The organism is Pseudomonas sp. KH_024_B2, from assembly GCF_057839965.1.
In genome coordinates this window covers 339,657-355,184 of the sequence record NZ_JBYQPS010000002.1, presented here as the reverse complement: position 1 = coordinate 355,184, position 15,528 = coordinate 339,657, and the positions used below count along the sequence as shown (strand labels likewise).

General features: G+C 56.5%; 10 protein-coding genes. 1 reads left to right on the top strand and 9 read right to left on the bottom strand.

Annotation, left to right across the window (positions count from 1 at the left end; translation table 11 throughout):
- Window positions 1–79: 79 nt before the first annotated feature.
- The 3 genes from AC3I0A_RS28870 to glaH all read right to left on the bottom strand — a co-directional run bounded on the left by AC3I0A_RS28870 (window position 80) and on the right by glaH (window position 3,977).
- Complete coding sequence (locus AC3I0A_RS28870) at window positions 80–1,447, bottom strand: aspartate aminotransferase family protein (RefSeq protein ID WP_023048105.1); 1,368 nt, start codon at window positions 1,445–1,447, stop codon at window positions 80–82.
- Window positions 1,448–1,685: 238 nt separating this feature from the next.
- Window positions 1,686–2,915, bottom strand: a complete 1,230-nt coding sequence (gene lhgO / locus AC3I0A_RS28865) for an L-2-hydroxyglutarate oxidase (protein WP_023048104.1) — start codon at window positions 2,913–2,915, stop codon at window positions 1,686–1,688.
- An 84-nt stretch (window positions 2,916–2,999) separates the two neighbouring features.
- Window positions 3,000–3,977 carry a glutarate dioxygenase GlaH gene (gene glaH, locus AC3I0A_RS28860; protein ID WP_023628647.1) on the bottom strand — a complete coding sequence of 326 codons (978 nt, stop codon included), beginning with the start codon at window positions 3,975–3,977 and terminating at the stop codon, window positions 3,000–3,002.
- Between the two features lie 192 nt (window positions 3,978–4,169).
- Between glaH and csiR the strand changes: the two genes are divergently transcribed.
- Window positions 4,170–4,889 carry a DNA-binding transcriptional regulator CsiR gene (gene csiR / locus AC3I0A_RS28855; RefSeq protein ID WP_023048102.1) on the top strand — a complete coding sequence of 240 codons (720 nt, stop codon included), beginning with the start codon at window positions 4,170–4,172 and terminating at the stop codon, window positions 4,887–4,889.
- 377 nt (window positions 4,890–5,266) lie between these two features.
- Here the strand turns inward: csiR and AC3I0A_RS28850 are convergent, their stop codons facing one another.
- The 6 genes from AC3I0A_RS28850 to AC3I0A_RS28825 all read right to left on the bottom strand — a co-directional run bounded on the left by AC3I0A_RS28850 (window position 5,267) and on the right by AC3I0A_RS28825 (window position 15,056).
- On the bottom strand, window positions 5,267–6,226 hold the full coding sequence (locus AC3I0A_RS28850) for an AraC-like ligand-binding domain-containing protein (RefSeq protein ID WP_033902870.1): 960 nt from the start codon (window positions 6,224–6,226) through the stop codon (window positions 5,267–5,269).
- Between the two features lie 97 nt (window positions 6,227–6,323).
- Window positions 6,324–8,414 carry a caprolactamase subunit alpha gene (capA, locus tag AC3I0A_RS28845; protein WP_489378667.1) on the bottom strand — a complete coding sequence of 697 codons (2,091 nt, stop codon included), beginning with the start codon at window positions 8,412–8,414 and terminating at the stop codon, window positions 6,324–6,326.
- 35 nt (window positions 8,415–8,449) lie between these two features.
- Window positions 8,450–10,195: a caprolactamase subunit beta gene (gene capB / locus AC3I0A_RS28840; protein ID WP_489378666.1), complete on the bottom strand. Its 1,746-nt coding sequence runs from the start codon at window positions 10,193–10,195 to the stop codon at window positions 8,450–8,452.
- Window positions 10,196–10,447: 252 nt separating this feature from the next.
- A complete protein-coding gene (gene ltrA / locus AC3I0A_RS28835; RefSeq protein WP_489378664.1) occupies window positions 10,448–11,869 on the bottom strand; it encodes a group II intron reverse transcriptase/maturase in 1,422 nt (473 codons plus the stop codon).
- Window positions 11,870–12,368: 499 nt separating this feature from the next.
- Entirely contained in the window at window positions 12,369–13,541 is a 1,173-nt protein-coding gene (locus AC3I0A_RS28830) for a hypothetical protein (protein WP_489378824.1), read from the bottom strand.
- A gap of 153 nt (window positions 13,542–13,694) precedes the next feature.
- Window positions 13,695–15,056, bottom strand: a complete 1,362-nt coding sequence (locus AC3I0A_RS28825) for a purine-cytosine permease family protein (RefSeq protein WP_286977709.1) — start codon at window positions 15,054–15,056, stop codon at window positions 13,695–13,697.
- Between the last annotated feature and the right edge of the window lie 472 nt (window positions 15,057–15,528).

Below are 15,528 nucleotides of genomic sequence, written 5' to 3'. Positions count from 1 at the left end.
CTGCTCAGCTATTTTCCAAGCTATGAATTTAAGCCGAGGAGAGCCACATAAAAGCAATTCTCTCCTCCCCCGGATTGATCTAACCAACCCACTGAGTGGTGTCGTCCAGCGCCCTGGCAAAGCGCTCTACAATCATTCCGACTTCCTGTTCGTTGACGATTAACGGCGGGCAGAAGGCCACGGCATCACCCATGGCGCGAGTAATCATGCCGTGTTCCTGGGCTCTGCCGGCCATGTAGCGTCCGAGGGTGCCTAGCGCCTGATACGGCGCCTTGCTCACGCGATCGCCAACTAGTTCTACCGCAGCGATCAGTCCACAACCGCGAATTTCGCCCACCAAGGGATGATCGATGAAATGCTGTAGGCCGCTGCGCAACAACTGGCCCATTTGCGCCGCATGCTCGACCAGGCTCTCCTCTTCAATAATCTTCAGGTTCTCCAAGGCCACGGCAGTAGCTACCGGATGACCGCTGCCGGTGAACCCATGCCCAAGCGCGCCAAGCGCTTGGCTCTGATCAGCGATGCCCTCAAATACTGGGGCATTGATCAGAATCGCCGCTATCGGCTGATAAGAAGATGACAGTTGCTTGGATAACACCATGATGTCCGGCTGGATACCAAAGGTCTGGCTGCCAAACATCTGCCCGGTACGCCCAAATCCACAGATTACCTCATCGGCGATAACCAGGATGTCGTACTTACGGCAAACTTTCTGGATCTTCTCCCAGTAGGTACGAGGCGGCACTATGACACCGCCAGCGCCCATCAATGGCTCGCCAATGAACGCTGCGATAGTCTCCGGGCCTTCGGCGAGAATCTTCTGCTCGAGCTCGACGGCAAGGCGGTCAGCGAAATGCTCTTCACTTTCACCGGCAAGGGCGAAACGATAATGGTGCGGGCAGCCGACATGCAGGAAGCCTGGAAGCGGCAGGTCGAAACCGCGCTGGTTGCCTGGAAGGCCAGTCAAGCTTGCGCTGGCGACGGTGATGCCGTGGTAGCCGTTGACCCGACTGATGAACTTCTTCTTGGCTGGTTTGCCTAGAGCGTTATTGAGGTACCAGACCATCTTCACTACAGTATCGTTAGCCTCGGAACCGGAGTTGGTGAAGAACACCTTACTCATAGGCACCGGCGCCATCTCGATCAGCTTTTCGGCTAACTCGATACTCGGGCGATGCGATTTGTGACTGAACAGGTGATAAAACGGCAGGGTGTTGAATTGCTGCTCAGCTGCCTTGATCAGACGTTGATTGCTAAAGCCAAGCGCGGCGCTCCACAACCCAGCCATCGCCTCGATATAACCCTTGCCCTGATCGTCATAAACATAGATACCCTCCCCGCGCTCGATGATCAGCGGGCCAAGCTCCTGATGAAGGCGAGCATTGGTGTAGGGGTGCAGTTGATACTGAATGTCTTTTTCTGGCAGCGAGGATACTGACTGGTTCATGGGGCGCTCTCAATATGACTAACAAGCATGGTTTCTGGGAGTAGCCTTATAAGTAGGCATCCGGCTTTTGATCACAATCACACACTTCAATTCGGTAACGAGTTCAGTAACGATGACTTGGCTCGGGGACGTTAAGTGCACTAGCCGATAGCCTATTAGACTGAGCCGGTGCGGGGCTTGTCGTCTTGCGCACAGTCTTGTTCGTTCCAGTGCACTGCCGAATTCGCCCCGCACTGCCTCATGCGGGATGTTGGTTTTTTACAAACCTGGGTAGCCCCTGCAGCTGTGCATCAATCTGCTTGATGATGTAGGCGCCTATGGGAATTGCAGAGGTAGCCGCCGGCGATGGTGCATTGCAGACGTTGACGCTACGGCGGGTATTGCGGAACAGGAAGTCCTCGATCAACTTGCCGTCCGCTGAAACCGCTTGGGCGCGGACGCCGGCCGGGTAAGGCTTGAGATCCTGCAGCGTTAAGCTGGGGCAGTACTTGCGTACTTGCTGTAGATAACCACGCTTGAACAGCGAGTTTTTCATCTCGATCAGGCCGGGCCGCAGATTGTCCTTGAGCACTTTAAGAATGCCCGGATTGGTGAGCATTGCGAACGTGTCGGACAAAGATATGTCACGCTTGCGATAGCCCTCACGCTTGAGTGCCAGCACAGCATTGGGACCGACTGTCACACTGCCGTCGATCATTCGCGTCAGGTGCACGCCGAGGAACGGCATGGAGGGATCGGGAATCGGGTAGATCAGGTGATTGACGATCCGGTTGTGCTGCTCAGGCAGCAAATAGTATTCGCCACGGAACGGGCAAATGCTAAAGCCAGGATCTAAGCCCAGTAGACATACAATGCGGTCGGCCATCAGACCCGAGCAGGTCACCAAAAAGCGTGCAATGACTTCTTCATGCTGGGTTTTAACCCGCATCTCCGTGGCGCGCTCTTCCAGGCCGATGACTTCGCTGTCGTAGCGAATCTCGCCACCGTGCCTCTGGAACTCGCGAGCCATGGCAGCGGTGACCTCGGCATAGTTAACGATACCACTGGAGGGCACGAAGATCCCGCCGATTCCGGTGATGTTCGGTTCGCGTTCCTTCAGTTGCTCCGCAGACAGCCACTCGCGCTCCAGACCATTGGCTGCAGTGCGCTCCCAAAGCGCGCGCATGCGCTGCATTTCCACCTCATTGGTGGCGACCAGCAACTTACCGCACTCATCGTAGATAATGCCGTGCTCGTTACAGAACGATTTGGTAGCACGGTTGCCTTCCAGGCAGAACTTCGCCTTCAAGCTACCCGGCGTGTAGTAGACGCCGGCGTGGATGACCCCGCTATTGTGCCCCGTCTGATGCTTAGCTGGCCCGGACTCTTTCTCGAGCAACAAGATTTTCGACTCTGGGTAGGCCTTGATTAATTGCATGGCAGTCGACATGCCGATAATGCCGCCCCCGATGATCACAAAATCGTACACCGCTATCACCTCTACTCGATCTGTTTTGCCCCGTGGACAAACGACAAGGGCTAAACCGCGCAGCCCCTGTTCAATTAATGGCAATTATTGGCCTTGCTGATGGCCGAGTTTGGGGTAACTGAAGTAACCGCGCTGGCGCATCAGTTCACGGCGCAGCCCAGGGTGAGGGGTGAAACGATCGCGGCCATGCAGCCAATACAGGTTATTAATCAGCAGGAAGCAGCCAACTGGCACCGGCACGGAAAGCTTCTGTTTACTGCCCTCCAGGGAGATAGACAGGTCGGTCAGCCAGTTGCCCTCGTCGAAGTCTTTGGGCTGAACAAATTGATCGATATAGCGAATAGTCGGCCGCCCTTCGGCGTCGACATCAAAGATCGAATGGAACACGTCCGTATCGACCCTTTTACTCGGCGGCGCGGTCCAGCGCATGACGCGCCGTGCTAGCGGATGATGGAAGAAAGCATGGCGATCCTCCCAGTCGTCCAGATGCAGGATCAGCGAGTTGCCACCTTCGATATTCTGCTCATCGATCTTCATCATCAGCACGTAGTCGGTGATCTGATCGACGAAAGTACCATCGTTGTGCAACTCCATTACCCGGTGAGGTTGGCGCAGGTAGCTGTCCGAATTATCGACGTTCTCGACCACGAAGCGTGCGTAGAACTGGCCGCTCATCGCATCAAAGTTCGACCGCCCCAGCAGGTGGGCCACAGCAGTCGAGAATTTGACCATATCATCAGCTTGTGCCACATCATTCAGGGCCTCCTGCTTGATTAACAGCCCTCCGGTGGCACGATCCATTAGGGCGTTGAGTAGCACCGGGCGCAGGCTGTTACCGCAGAGATCGTCAAGAATTTTGGCGAAGCGAAATCGCAAGAAGGACTTGTATTCCAGCGCCTGCACCGGCCACTCGGCCACTGCTACACAGAAAGCCTCTATCGTCGCCTTAGTGAAGGTCAGCTCGAACAAACGGGGCGACTGAGCGGAGGGTGACAGAGAAAACCCCTTAACGGCGGTCGGTAGCGGCATCACAAGATCTTTGAGCTGGGTAAAGGCATTCATGGCAGAGTCCTGACGAAAAAATTGTCTGTACGCCGCCCCGAGATTTACCAGAACAGCCGGACTAAAAATATAGCTATTTTATAAAAATGTCTACGCTTTTATAAAATAGCGACACTCGGCAACTGCATCTCCACTTAGTAGATATTTCTGCAGTTGCGTATGATGGATAAAACCCGTTGAGGAGCATGGTTTATGGATACGCTCGCCCCCCGCCAAAACTCAGCAGTCAGCGGCTATGAGTGGCTCAAGCGGGACATAATTCAGGGCATGTTCAAGCCCGGAGAAAAACTGCGAATGACTGCGCTTAAGGAGCGCTACGACCTAGGCGTAGGCCCTCTGCGTGAAGCGCTATCGCATCTGATTGCGGAAAATCTGGTAGTAGCTATCAGTCAGCGTGGCTACCGCGTCGCTCCTATGTCGCTGAGCGAAATGCAGGACATCTATGACGCACGGGCCAATCTCGAAGCGCTGGTACTTAAGCTCGCCATCGAACGCGGCGATGACGCCTGGGAGGCCCAGGTGTTGGCCTATTCGCATACATTGGCCAAGGTAATGGAGGTCAAGACCCAGGAGCAGATGCTGGAAATATGGGATGCCCGACACAAGGCCTTCCATACAGCTATAGCCTCCGGCTGTGGGTCTAGACACCTGCTGCAGGCGCGCGCCTATCTGTTCGATCAGGCCGAGCGCTATCGCCAGCTGTGGCTGCGGCGCACGGTGCTATCCGAGGAGGCCTTGTCCCTGAAACGTCAAGAGCACAGCGAACTGGTAGAAGCTATCCTTGCCCGTGACGCAACGCGAGCAAGCGCCATGATGCAGGCTCATCTGATGACACCAGTACCGATCATCGAAGGGATCATGCGCAACAGCAACCTGAGAGCATCCCAGTCCGCCCCTGAAATCATGGGATAGTTACCGTGTCTCGCCCTTAGAGGGGGTGCCTGCGGAATTTCAGCATGTTTTTTGCAGGACAGACCTGAAGCAATTACTACCCAACACCATAGCTTTGCACCTAGCATGGTTCCGTCTTACGCTTGTGAAGCCTGCGCCGCTCTCAGCCCGCTCGCGTGAACCTAAAACAATAAGCTTGGCTTGATCAGCAACACCAGCTACGCATGAGTTTGCCAATGCAGACGACAAAGGCTTACCCAAGTTAGCGCCCGTATGGAATATCAGACGCCGATATATAACTGGTACTCCCGCAACGGTGAAAAGGCGTGGAGCCTTTATGGGGAGCTACGCCGAGTGACTTCTAATCCCCCAGAGCACATTGACAATAAAGTAACCGGCTACGGCTTTAACGAAACGGCTCGGGCTTCACTGGCAGTACAACTAAAGTGCTGGCGAAAATGCCGGGAAAATTGTGCCTGATCACTGAACCCCCAACGATATGCCAGCTCACCGATTGATAGGTGGCAGTGGGGATCACGTAGGCGTTGATATACAGCCTCCAATCGTTTCAGGCGAATCCATTCACCGAGACTGTAGGGCGTACTGAAAAATAATTTATGCAAATAGCGAACCGATAAGCCGCAGGCCTGAGCAATATGCTGCGGGTTTAGTTCAGCTGAACACAAGTTTCGGTCGATGTAGTGCTCGATACGCTGCAAATGCAGGGCAGCTAGACTCGAACTCTCACTATTAAGGACGCGCTCATCTTGGCGCAGAGCCATTAACAACGTCGAAAGCACCTGTTCCAGCAGCATATGACGGGCATCCGCATCGCATTCGTCGAAGCGCGCGGCACACATCGCCAGTTGATCAACAAAAATTCGTCCCAATCCACGCCGAGCCTCGAAACAGAAACGGGTGTAGCGCTCGGCTCCACGTATCTGTCCATGTAGCGCGCGCTCAGGCAGCTTGAATACCCAAAGGTCGTTGTCGCAGGAGTAGTGAAAACGATAAGGCGCATCGCCTCGCTCGAAGATGAACCCACCTGGCTTACAATGGAGCTCACGACCGTCTTGCTCGAAGTGTACTTCGGTAAGGCGCGGCACTGTTACAAGGTAACAGGGTTCAGTATCTTCGCTAACCTGGCTCTCGCTGCGCGAATAGCCTAGCTGACTGGAGCGCAGGCGCGATAACGCCAACGGCGTACTGCCCGTTTTCCAAATTTTCAGGCTGCCTTGGAAAATGGCGCTGGAATTGAACTCCAACGACAATGGAAAATATGTATTGCCGATGGCTTCGGCCCAACGCGATTGCCTTTCTCCCTCAGGCCAATACCGCGTAGACAATTGATCTGTCATGAAAGGTCCTCAATTTGTAGTTATTATGAGGGCGGCACCAACGGTGAATGCCGTCGGTGCCGTTGTTACACAATCCTTTGTTAAAAATCCCTGACGGTCAATGACCGGGAGTCAGTTCATATGTGGCCGAGGGATCCAGACTGACCCGCCAGCCCGGTGGAACAACGATGTTTGTGGTCGCTTCCTCAATCACACAGGGACCTTGAATAATCTGCCCTACTTCTATGCGGTCGCCGTTGTACACAGGCGTGTCCTGCCAATCGTCTTGCGCATTGAACAGCATCGGACGATGACCAGCCGGAATCGCGGCCGTTGCCTTGAGCGGGGTTGCAAGTTCAGGCATTGGTGGACGCTGTAACCGCGCGATCACCGAGCACTCTAGATTAACTAGTTCGACCGGGCTGTTAGGCTCACTGTAGGAAAACAGCGCCTTGTGCCGCTGGTGGAAGGATTCGCGCAGGGCCGCCAGGCTGCTACGGTCGAGCCGGTCGCAGCTCAGTTCGACGCTGCACTCGTGGATCTGTCCGAGGTAACGAATCTCCAGGCTGTACTGGCATTCAATACGATTGTCACCACCGAAACCATCGTCTCGCAGGTTCGTCATACCACGCTCGCGTAACTGCTGCAGGGCCTGGTTTAGTTGCTCCAAATCGACGAACTCGTCATCCAAACGCATCGGCAAAGTAGTCAGCTGATCATAGCGGATGTCAGAGAGAATCTGGCCGAAGGCGCACAGCCCCGAAGCCACCTTGGGAATCAGCACAACCTTGCTGCCGATTTCCTCAGCTAGTCGCATCACGTGCATGCCCGCTGCACCACCGGCACCGATCAGGGCGAAGTCACGGGGATCATAACCACGCTCAATGGACACGCGGCGGATACCACTAACCATGCTCAGGTTAACCAGGGTAATGATACCGACGGCCGCGCGCTCGACACTGATACCCAGCGGTTCGGCAATTTTACTGCGGATCGCATCGATCGCGGCTTGTCGATTTAGACGGATGCTGCCACCGAGCAGTGCACCATCAGCCAGATAACCGAGCGCCAGGTTAGCATCGGTTACAGTCGGCTCGACCCCACCCTTTCCATAACACACAGGCCCGGGGTTAGCCCCGGCACTGCGTGGACCGACCTGGAGCATGCCGAAGTCGTCAAGGTGGGCGATCGAGCCACCGCCGGCGCCAAGGGTTTCCACCTGAATCATTGGCACGCCGATACGGTAACGGAGGAAGTCGCTGTCTTTGCTGAAGTTGGTGCGACCGCCTTTGCTAAGAGTGATGTCGAACGAGGTACCACCCATATCGACGGTGATTACGTTGTCGATACCGAATGGCTGGGCCACGCACAAGCCGGCTTGCGGGGCAGATGCCGGACCGGAGTTGATCGCGTTGACCGCCCGCTCACGCATTACCACGCCAGGAGCCAGACCTCCGTTGGACTGGAAATAGCGGGTAGGCTGCTGCGCGCCCAGCTCCTCGAACAGCGCGTCGATGCGTTCGATATAACGACCCATCACTGGGCTAAGGTAGGCGTTGACCACGGTTGTCGAGGTGCGTGTGTATTCGCGAATCTGCGGGAACACCTCGTGGCCGCTGCAGACAAATACGTCAGGTAAAGCCGCACGCACCATAGCCATAGCGCGCTGCTCGTGACTAGGGTTGCGCACCGACCAGACGAAGGAGATCGCCACCGCCTGCACCTGTTGTTCGCGGAAGTAGTCGATGGCGGCATGAATCGCCGCCTCGTCTAGCGGGCTGAACTCGCTGCCGTCACTGATAATACGCCCGCCGATTGGACGGCGCAGGTGGCGCGGCACTAACATATGCGCCGGTGGATAAGTGGCGTCATAGCGATGGCCATCTTCTTTGTGGCCAAGGCGAATTTCCAGGCTGTCTTCATGGCCATCGGTACACAGCAGGCCCACCTTGACCCCGGTCTTTTCGATCAGTGCGTTGAGCGCCAAAGTCGTCCCGTTGATGCACAGATCGCAGTCGGCAATGATCTCGGCTGGTGTACGGCCGAGGGCATCGGCGATTTGCGCCAGACCGTTGCGTATGGCCAGGGTGCCGTCATGTGGGGTGGACGGCGCCTTGAACAACTGCACGTTGCCCTGATGGTCGGCGAGGATGAAATCAGTGAAGGTGCCGCCGGCATCGATGCCCAGGCGATATTGTTGTTTGCTCATTTTCGAATTCTCTGCATTGCTCAAAGGGGCTGTGCTCAGTGCGCGGCTCGGTGTGCGTGGGTTGCGGCTTCATCGAGTTGGCCGTTGCCGTCAATCACTACGCCGTATTCAAGGCGCGCGCCGTCAATCGAGACCAAGCCGTTGCGCACATCGGCTAGAACCGTGGCCAGCGGACGACGTAGTGGGTCGCCATAGCCACCACCGCCCGGGTTGACGTTGATTACGCGCTCACCTGGTTGTGCGGTCAGCAGAGTGTTCTGGATGTAATGGTCTTCCTCACCGTCGACATGTCTATGGATCAAGCGGCCGAGCTTGGGCTCGAGCAGAACATTCTTCGCCCCTGCCGCACCGGCGGTAGGCAGCTGCCGGCCCTCACCGAAACCGACCACGGTCATGGCGTGCTTCAGCGGCTCGAGCTCCAGGCGAGTACCAGAGCCACCGCGGAATTCACCGGCGCCACCACTGTCGGTCATCAGGCTGTAGCGGTGTATCAGTACCGGATAGGAGTACTCAAGCAGTTCGATATCGCCGGACATCAGCGCGCCGAAGCAGCACAGCGGGCCGCAAGCAGGCCAACCATCCATAGCCTTGTTAGCGCCAGCGCCGGAGATGACCGAGGCCAGCACCATGGTCACATATTCATCGTTGTTGTTGCGTGGGTCGTGCCCAGCGATATTGATCCCGCTGGCATGCCCCCAGGAGGCGGTCACACGCTCCGGAGCCGCCTGTTCAAGGGCCAGACGCACGGCATCGGCGAGGGTTTCCATCGGAGTAGTGGTGCTGTTGACGTGCGGTGCCGGCTCCTGGGCGTTGCACAGAGTACCGGACGGGCCAAGGTCTACACTCACGCAGCGATAGAGGCCTTCATTGTAGGGCGGTGGCACCTGGGCGAACATCATCAGTCCGAGGTAAACCCCGGAGATCGAATTGCCCGCGTAGGAGTTGATGAAGTAAGGCACCTGCGGCGGGCTCTCTATCAGAACGTGCGCCTCGTCGCCGCGAATTTCCACCTGGGCAGTGATCGACAATTCTCCCAGACCATGACCGGAGTCTTCGAGAATGGCAGTGCCGCTGTAGAAACCGTCTGGCACATCACGCAACAATGCGCGCATATGACGGTCTGCCATATCTTTCAGCTCGGTAATGCACGCTCGGACCTGGTCGACGCCATAGCGATCGAGCAACTCGATCAGGTGACGCTCGCCCACGCTGCAAGCACCGTACTGGGCATTCAGATCGCCTTCTTGATAGGCGCGGGCGCGCATGTTGGTCAGCAGCAGGTTGATTACGTCTTCCCGGCGCTGGCCCTGGGCCCACAACTTGACAGGCGGGATGCGCAGGCCCTCTGCGTAGATTTCTTTTGCGTCCGGGTTGTAGCCGGCCGGTACCGGGCCGCCAATATCGGTCAGGTGGCCCTTGCAGACCGTCCAGAACACCAGCTCGCCCTTGTAGAACACCGGTTTGTACATGCAGCAGTCGAGGATATGACTGCCCATGTAGGCTGGATCGTTATGATAAATAACATCGCCCTCGGCAATCTCATCACCGAAGAAGCCAGCAACGCATTTCATCGCTGGGATAAGCGAACCGAGATGAATAGGAATGTCCTGGCCTTGCAGGATCATTTCCGGGAGGTGATCGAAGAGTGCGTTGGAATAGTCGTGGGCGAGGTTGAACACGCTCGAGCGACTGGTCTTTTCCAGCGTCAGGGTCATTTCTCGCTGGGCTGTTTCGAGCGCACCGCGCACGACTGCCAGGGTGATCGGGTCTACTGTGTTCATGGGTCACCACAAATCTTGTTTTTGTCTGGGGAGGCGTGACGGATGTCTTGCCCACATCGCTAAGCTACGCGCGGGCCTAGCGGCTGGCTTGTCTTCAAGCGCACCGTTTTTTGGCCTGAAGTGAACTGTTTCTACTGGTGCATCTACTCAAGATCTAATGCCGGGAGGCCGGAACGCTGCGATCGGGTAGGAGGCGGCCTCACGGCCGCCGTCCTCCCACACCACCGTGCGTACGGTTCCGTACACGGCGGTTCAGGCCATGCGGTTAAGCCGATTGATCGTATCCAGTATCGAGACCAGTCCAAGTCTGTCCCATAGCTTCTTCGGCAGCGCCTGATTCATATGCGGCGCTCCTGAGTTCCACCACGGGCCTCGGCCATTGAAGGCCGACTTGCAGGCACTCTCCTCGCTCAATCCCAGGCGCATCAGGTTGCGCGCCCTCGTAGAGGGCTGCTTCCATTGCCGCCAGATGACACAGCGAAGTTTGTGCCTGACCCAGCCATCCAGCTCTTCCAGTGGACGCTTGCTCTGGCTGAGCTTGAAGTAGCCTGCCCAGCCTCGCAGCACCGGGTTTACCCGCTCGATGACATTCGCCATCTTGTGGCCCCGCACCCCTCGCAGCAGTTCCCTGAGACGGTCGCGCACACGGCGCAGGCTCATGGTTGCCACTCGCAGTCTAGGCTGCGAGTGCCAACTCATCCCATACCCCAGGTAGTCGCATTTCCACGACCCAGCCACGCGACTCTTGTCCCGATTCAGTCTCAGTTTCAGACGGTGATTCAGGAACCGCTCGACACTGGCCAGCACTCGTTCGCCAGCACGCGGACTACGGACATAAATGTTCGCGTCATCGGCATAGCGCACGAAGCGATGGCCTCGCCGCTCCAACTCACGGTCGAGTTCATCGAGCAGGATGTTCGACAGCAACGGCGAAAGCGGGCCGCCTTGCGGCGCCCCCTCCTGCCGATGGCTGACAACCCCGCCCGACATGACGCCCGCTTCGAGGTAACGGCGGATGAGTCTGAGCACCTGTTTGTCTTCGACATGGCGCTCAACACAGAACATCAGGATGTCGTGGTTGACCCGATCAAAGAACTTCTCCAGATCGAGTTCCACGCAACACCTATGACCCGCCGCCACATGGGTGCGGGCCATCTCGACAGCCTGGTGAGCGCTTCTGCCCGGACGGAAGCCGTAGCTATAGTCCGAGAACAGCGGATCGAAGATCGGCGTGAGCTGTTGCAGCAGGGCTTGCTGGATCAGGCGATCCACGACACTGGGAATGCCCAGTTGCCGCATACCGCCCTGCGGTTTGGGAATTTCGACCGCCCGCACTGCCTGGGGATGGTATTCACCTGCCAGCAGCCTGACCTTCAGGATGGGCCAATACTGTTTCACGTAGCCTGCCAAGTCGGCGACCGTCATGCCATCGGCACCCGGCGCCCCCTTGTTGCTGACCACGCGCTGATACGCACGCTTGAGATTCGCCGGTGCAAGCACCCGCTCCATCAGCGTGTCCGGCTCCGCGTTCATCCACGTCACCGACGCCGCCGATACCTCTGCGCTGTCAGGCGTCATCCTCGGCCTCTGGCCGGGACTCGGGGTGACAGTCTTCTCTTGGAGAAATTTCTGCATTTCGGTTATCGACGAGACGCTGACGCCTACTGGCGGCATGACCTGTTCGGCCCTTGATGGCGTGGTTGACCGCCACTTACTACGGCCTCGGCTGACTTCTGCACGCCCATCCCGTCGCCTCTCGACAATCGGTAGCACAATGGCAAGCGTACAGATCTCCCAGGGTAATTCGCGCGACCTTCCTGCTTATGCCTGTCGGATCTACGTCGCAGCGTTCCGTGCAAGTATCGGGCTTTGGCGATTATGGCCACCTCACCCCGCTGCGCCGCCTCATCCGCTTCCTGTTCGTCAGGCCAGCATTTTGCCTCGGGCGTCCTTCAGATTCGCAGTCACCCGCGACACCCTTGCCTTCAGCTAACACTTCCCCTTGCCGGGTGTGTAGAGGACTTTCACCTCCAAGTCGCCAGGCTCACCACCACAGTGAACCCGACAGCGCCAGTCACGGCGCTACGCGCCATGCCTGGCGCACCATAAAAAAACGCCAGCACATGGCTGGCGAAAATAGGAGCGTGAGTGGTTGCTAGGGGCGCTTATTGCCTCAGAAGTAGTAACCGATATTGGTATACAACTGGTTTTCCCAGCGTTCGCTACCGCCGGCGCCCAGGCTCTGGGTGTAGCTACCGCCACCGATGTAGGGATCGTGCTTGCCGTGCAACCACTCGACGGCGATCCATAGGTCTTTCAGCGAGAAAGATGTGCCAAGGATGAAGCGCTGGGAATCCTCGAAGCTGGACTCATCCTTGTCGAACAGGCTGTAGTTACCGTAAACCTTGACACCAGAGAACCACCCGAGTGAGCCAGGAATGTCATAGCTGAGGTCGGCTACATAGAGGTTACCCTTGGCGGCAACGTTAAAGGTGCCGTCGAAGCTGCCGAAGCTAACCAGCTTGTCTCTGCCGGGATTCTCCGGGCTCATGTCCTGGCGAGTGGCTTGCAGTTGCACGCCCCAGGGGCCATTCTTGCCCGAGTAGTGGACTGCTAGGGCATTTCGGCGGCCGCTATCACGACTGTCCTGGTTCTGCAGCGTCGAGGTCAATGCCGAGGCGCCGATCTCCGACTGCCAGCTCCCAAGCTTTAGGTTGCGGGCCAGACGCCCGACTAAGATGTCGCGCTCGTGGTTATCGCTGCCGTCGACGACGTAGTCATCTGCCGTAGCAACACTGGTTGCATAGGTCCGCCCGCCGCGGCTTGTACCTTGACCCTGATCAGCCGGGCTTAGGTAGTAAGCGAGTTGGAAGTTCCAGTCATCCTGCTGCTGGATGTATTTAACACCAAGGTTCGCAATGTCTTCCAGGCCGATCACGCTGCCCAAGGTCTCGAAGAAAGTGCTGCCGGCATAGGGCAGCAGGCCGAACGGAATCTTGTTTAGTCCCACCTGAATCTGACGCGACTCATCGAACTTGTAGCCGATCCATGCATATTCGGCGAAGGCGATGTCACCGATCTTGTCGGTATAGTCGAAAGGGTAAGCGTCGCCATAGAAACGGTATTTAGCCGCGCCGATCCAACTATCGGAGTTGTAGGTAGCGGTGAGAAAGGCAGTATCGAAACTCAGCTTCTCGATATCCCGGTCGGGGTCGTAGTCGATACGCGCACGCACGGCGCCGCCAATGTCCAAGTTGTCATTGATAGCCACCGCACCTGCGGGTAGCGCGAGCGATGCCAACAATGGAAGTAATATGAGAGTTGCTTGTGGGTGCAGGTTGATCATTTTCATGGATTGGCTCTTAGCATTGTTAGTCTTTTTTTCAGCTACGCAGCACTAAGCCGCTGCGGTGTTGCGGCTTAGTTTTGGATCGGGTTTGGTAGCTGCAGCAAGTTGCCGGAGCCGAATACATCGGCCCGGTGGGCGCCGATATTGGTTTCAGCTGCAGCTGGTGCGGACAAACCAGCTGCGTTTGGCGCTGTTGAGTAGCAGCCAGTAGCTGGCGAACGCGCAGACAAAGGTCACCGGCGCTGAGAAGGTCGCCAGCGTTGCTCCGCCGAAATTCAGCAGCACTATCCCCAGGCCAGCGGCAAAGAACCAGGCGATCAAGCCGCACGGGTTGAAGGCGTTGACTCGTTCGAGAGCGAATTCAATATTGGCCTCGAACAGCTGGGTATATTTCGGCGAGAAAATATGCGCCAAAGCGATCGCTACCCAAGCCACTACAAAGATGCTCTGGTATGCCAGGGCTTGCAGAATGTAGCTGAACACATTGAGCAACATCATTGTGTAGACCACGATGCCAACTACTACGGCCCATGCCATATAAGGCACAGCCGCCAAGCCAAAACGGCCGAAGAACGCATGCATGTTGCTAGCGGCCATGAAGAAATTTGCGGTATTGATACGGGTCTGGCTGACCCAAACGAACAACAACCCCCAGATACCCATCAGCTCGACAATGGCCAGCACCACCGAGACCTCAGACAGGCCGCCCTCTGTGGGAATGGTGGCGGCGAGAAAGATGCCGACCAGACCGTTAATAAGAAAGGTGAAGATATAGAATGGTAGGCCGAAGTTAAATTTAGCGTGGTAGCTGGCGTCCTGCTTACGACCGAAGCGTGCGTAGTCCCAGGTGTACATCATGAGAATCCACACTCCCATGAAATAGGTGAAACAGTCCCACCAGCCATTACTTACTGGCCCGCTCTCAGGCCCCATTTCCAACCAGGCAGAACTGTAGCCGTATTCACCGACGGCCATCGCTACTACGGCAATCAGACCAATCAGGTAGAGCGGCAGCAGCACGCCATTGAACTTATCCAGCCAGGTCTGCACGCTACCGAACACCAGTGGCACGCTGTATAGCACCACTATTAGGTAGGCTTGATTGAGCGTGATGTCGGACACGTAGTGTTGGATAGCAATGGCGATCACCGAGCCTTCAAACACGCTGTAGTAGATCGCCGTGGCGAAGAAAATCAGGGTGGCCAGTGCTGCGCCGGCGCGTCCGAATAGCACCCGGGAGAAGAGTGCGACCGATAATCCGGTCTTAATGGCGTAGCGGGCAATGACCCCGTTGATGGCCGCATAAGTTACGACCGACAAGAGTAAGCCGATTATGGCATTCATCGTACCAAAGCTCATTGCCAGGGTGGCGGACACCACCAGCCAAAACATAGCACTGCAGATGGCCCACCAAGCCATCGTCAGTGAGCCTTTGCTCATGCGGTGTTCTTCCGGAACCGCGACGGTGCTGTAGTCGATACTATCGACCTGTTTTTTGATGTTTCCGGCCATGGCTCTTCTCTTGTTTTTGTAATGAGTGGAGTCATGATCATAAGTACTTCAGGCGGGCGACCACTTGCTGCTGAGCGCACTCTCTTTTGTCATACCTGAAGCTTCTTGCTCTCTGGGAGATGGCCCACCCAGACGAAACTCCTCCAGCGGAAAGCGATGAGAAAATCTCTCAGGCTGTCCAAGTCAGAATAAAAGACCTCAATGACGCTATGGCTTACATCTCTTTCCGAGAGAGCGTTATTAGCGAGCGAGTCACCTAACAACACCTACACTCAGCGTGATAGCCAGACAGACAACATAGCGCTTAAACGTTTCAAGCCAGTAGGACTACAAGCAAAGCACTCAATGACGGGCTCGAGGCCGATTCAATCTCGGCACAACCACCCTAAGCCAGCAACCAGCACTACATGCTACAAGAAGTCAAAACCGGGTACAAAACCGGGTACAAAGAATAACGAAAACAACCAGAATG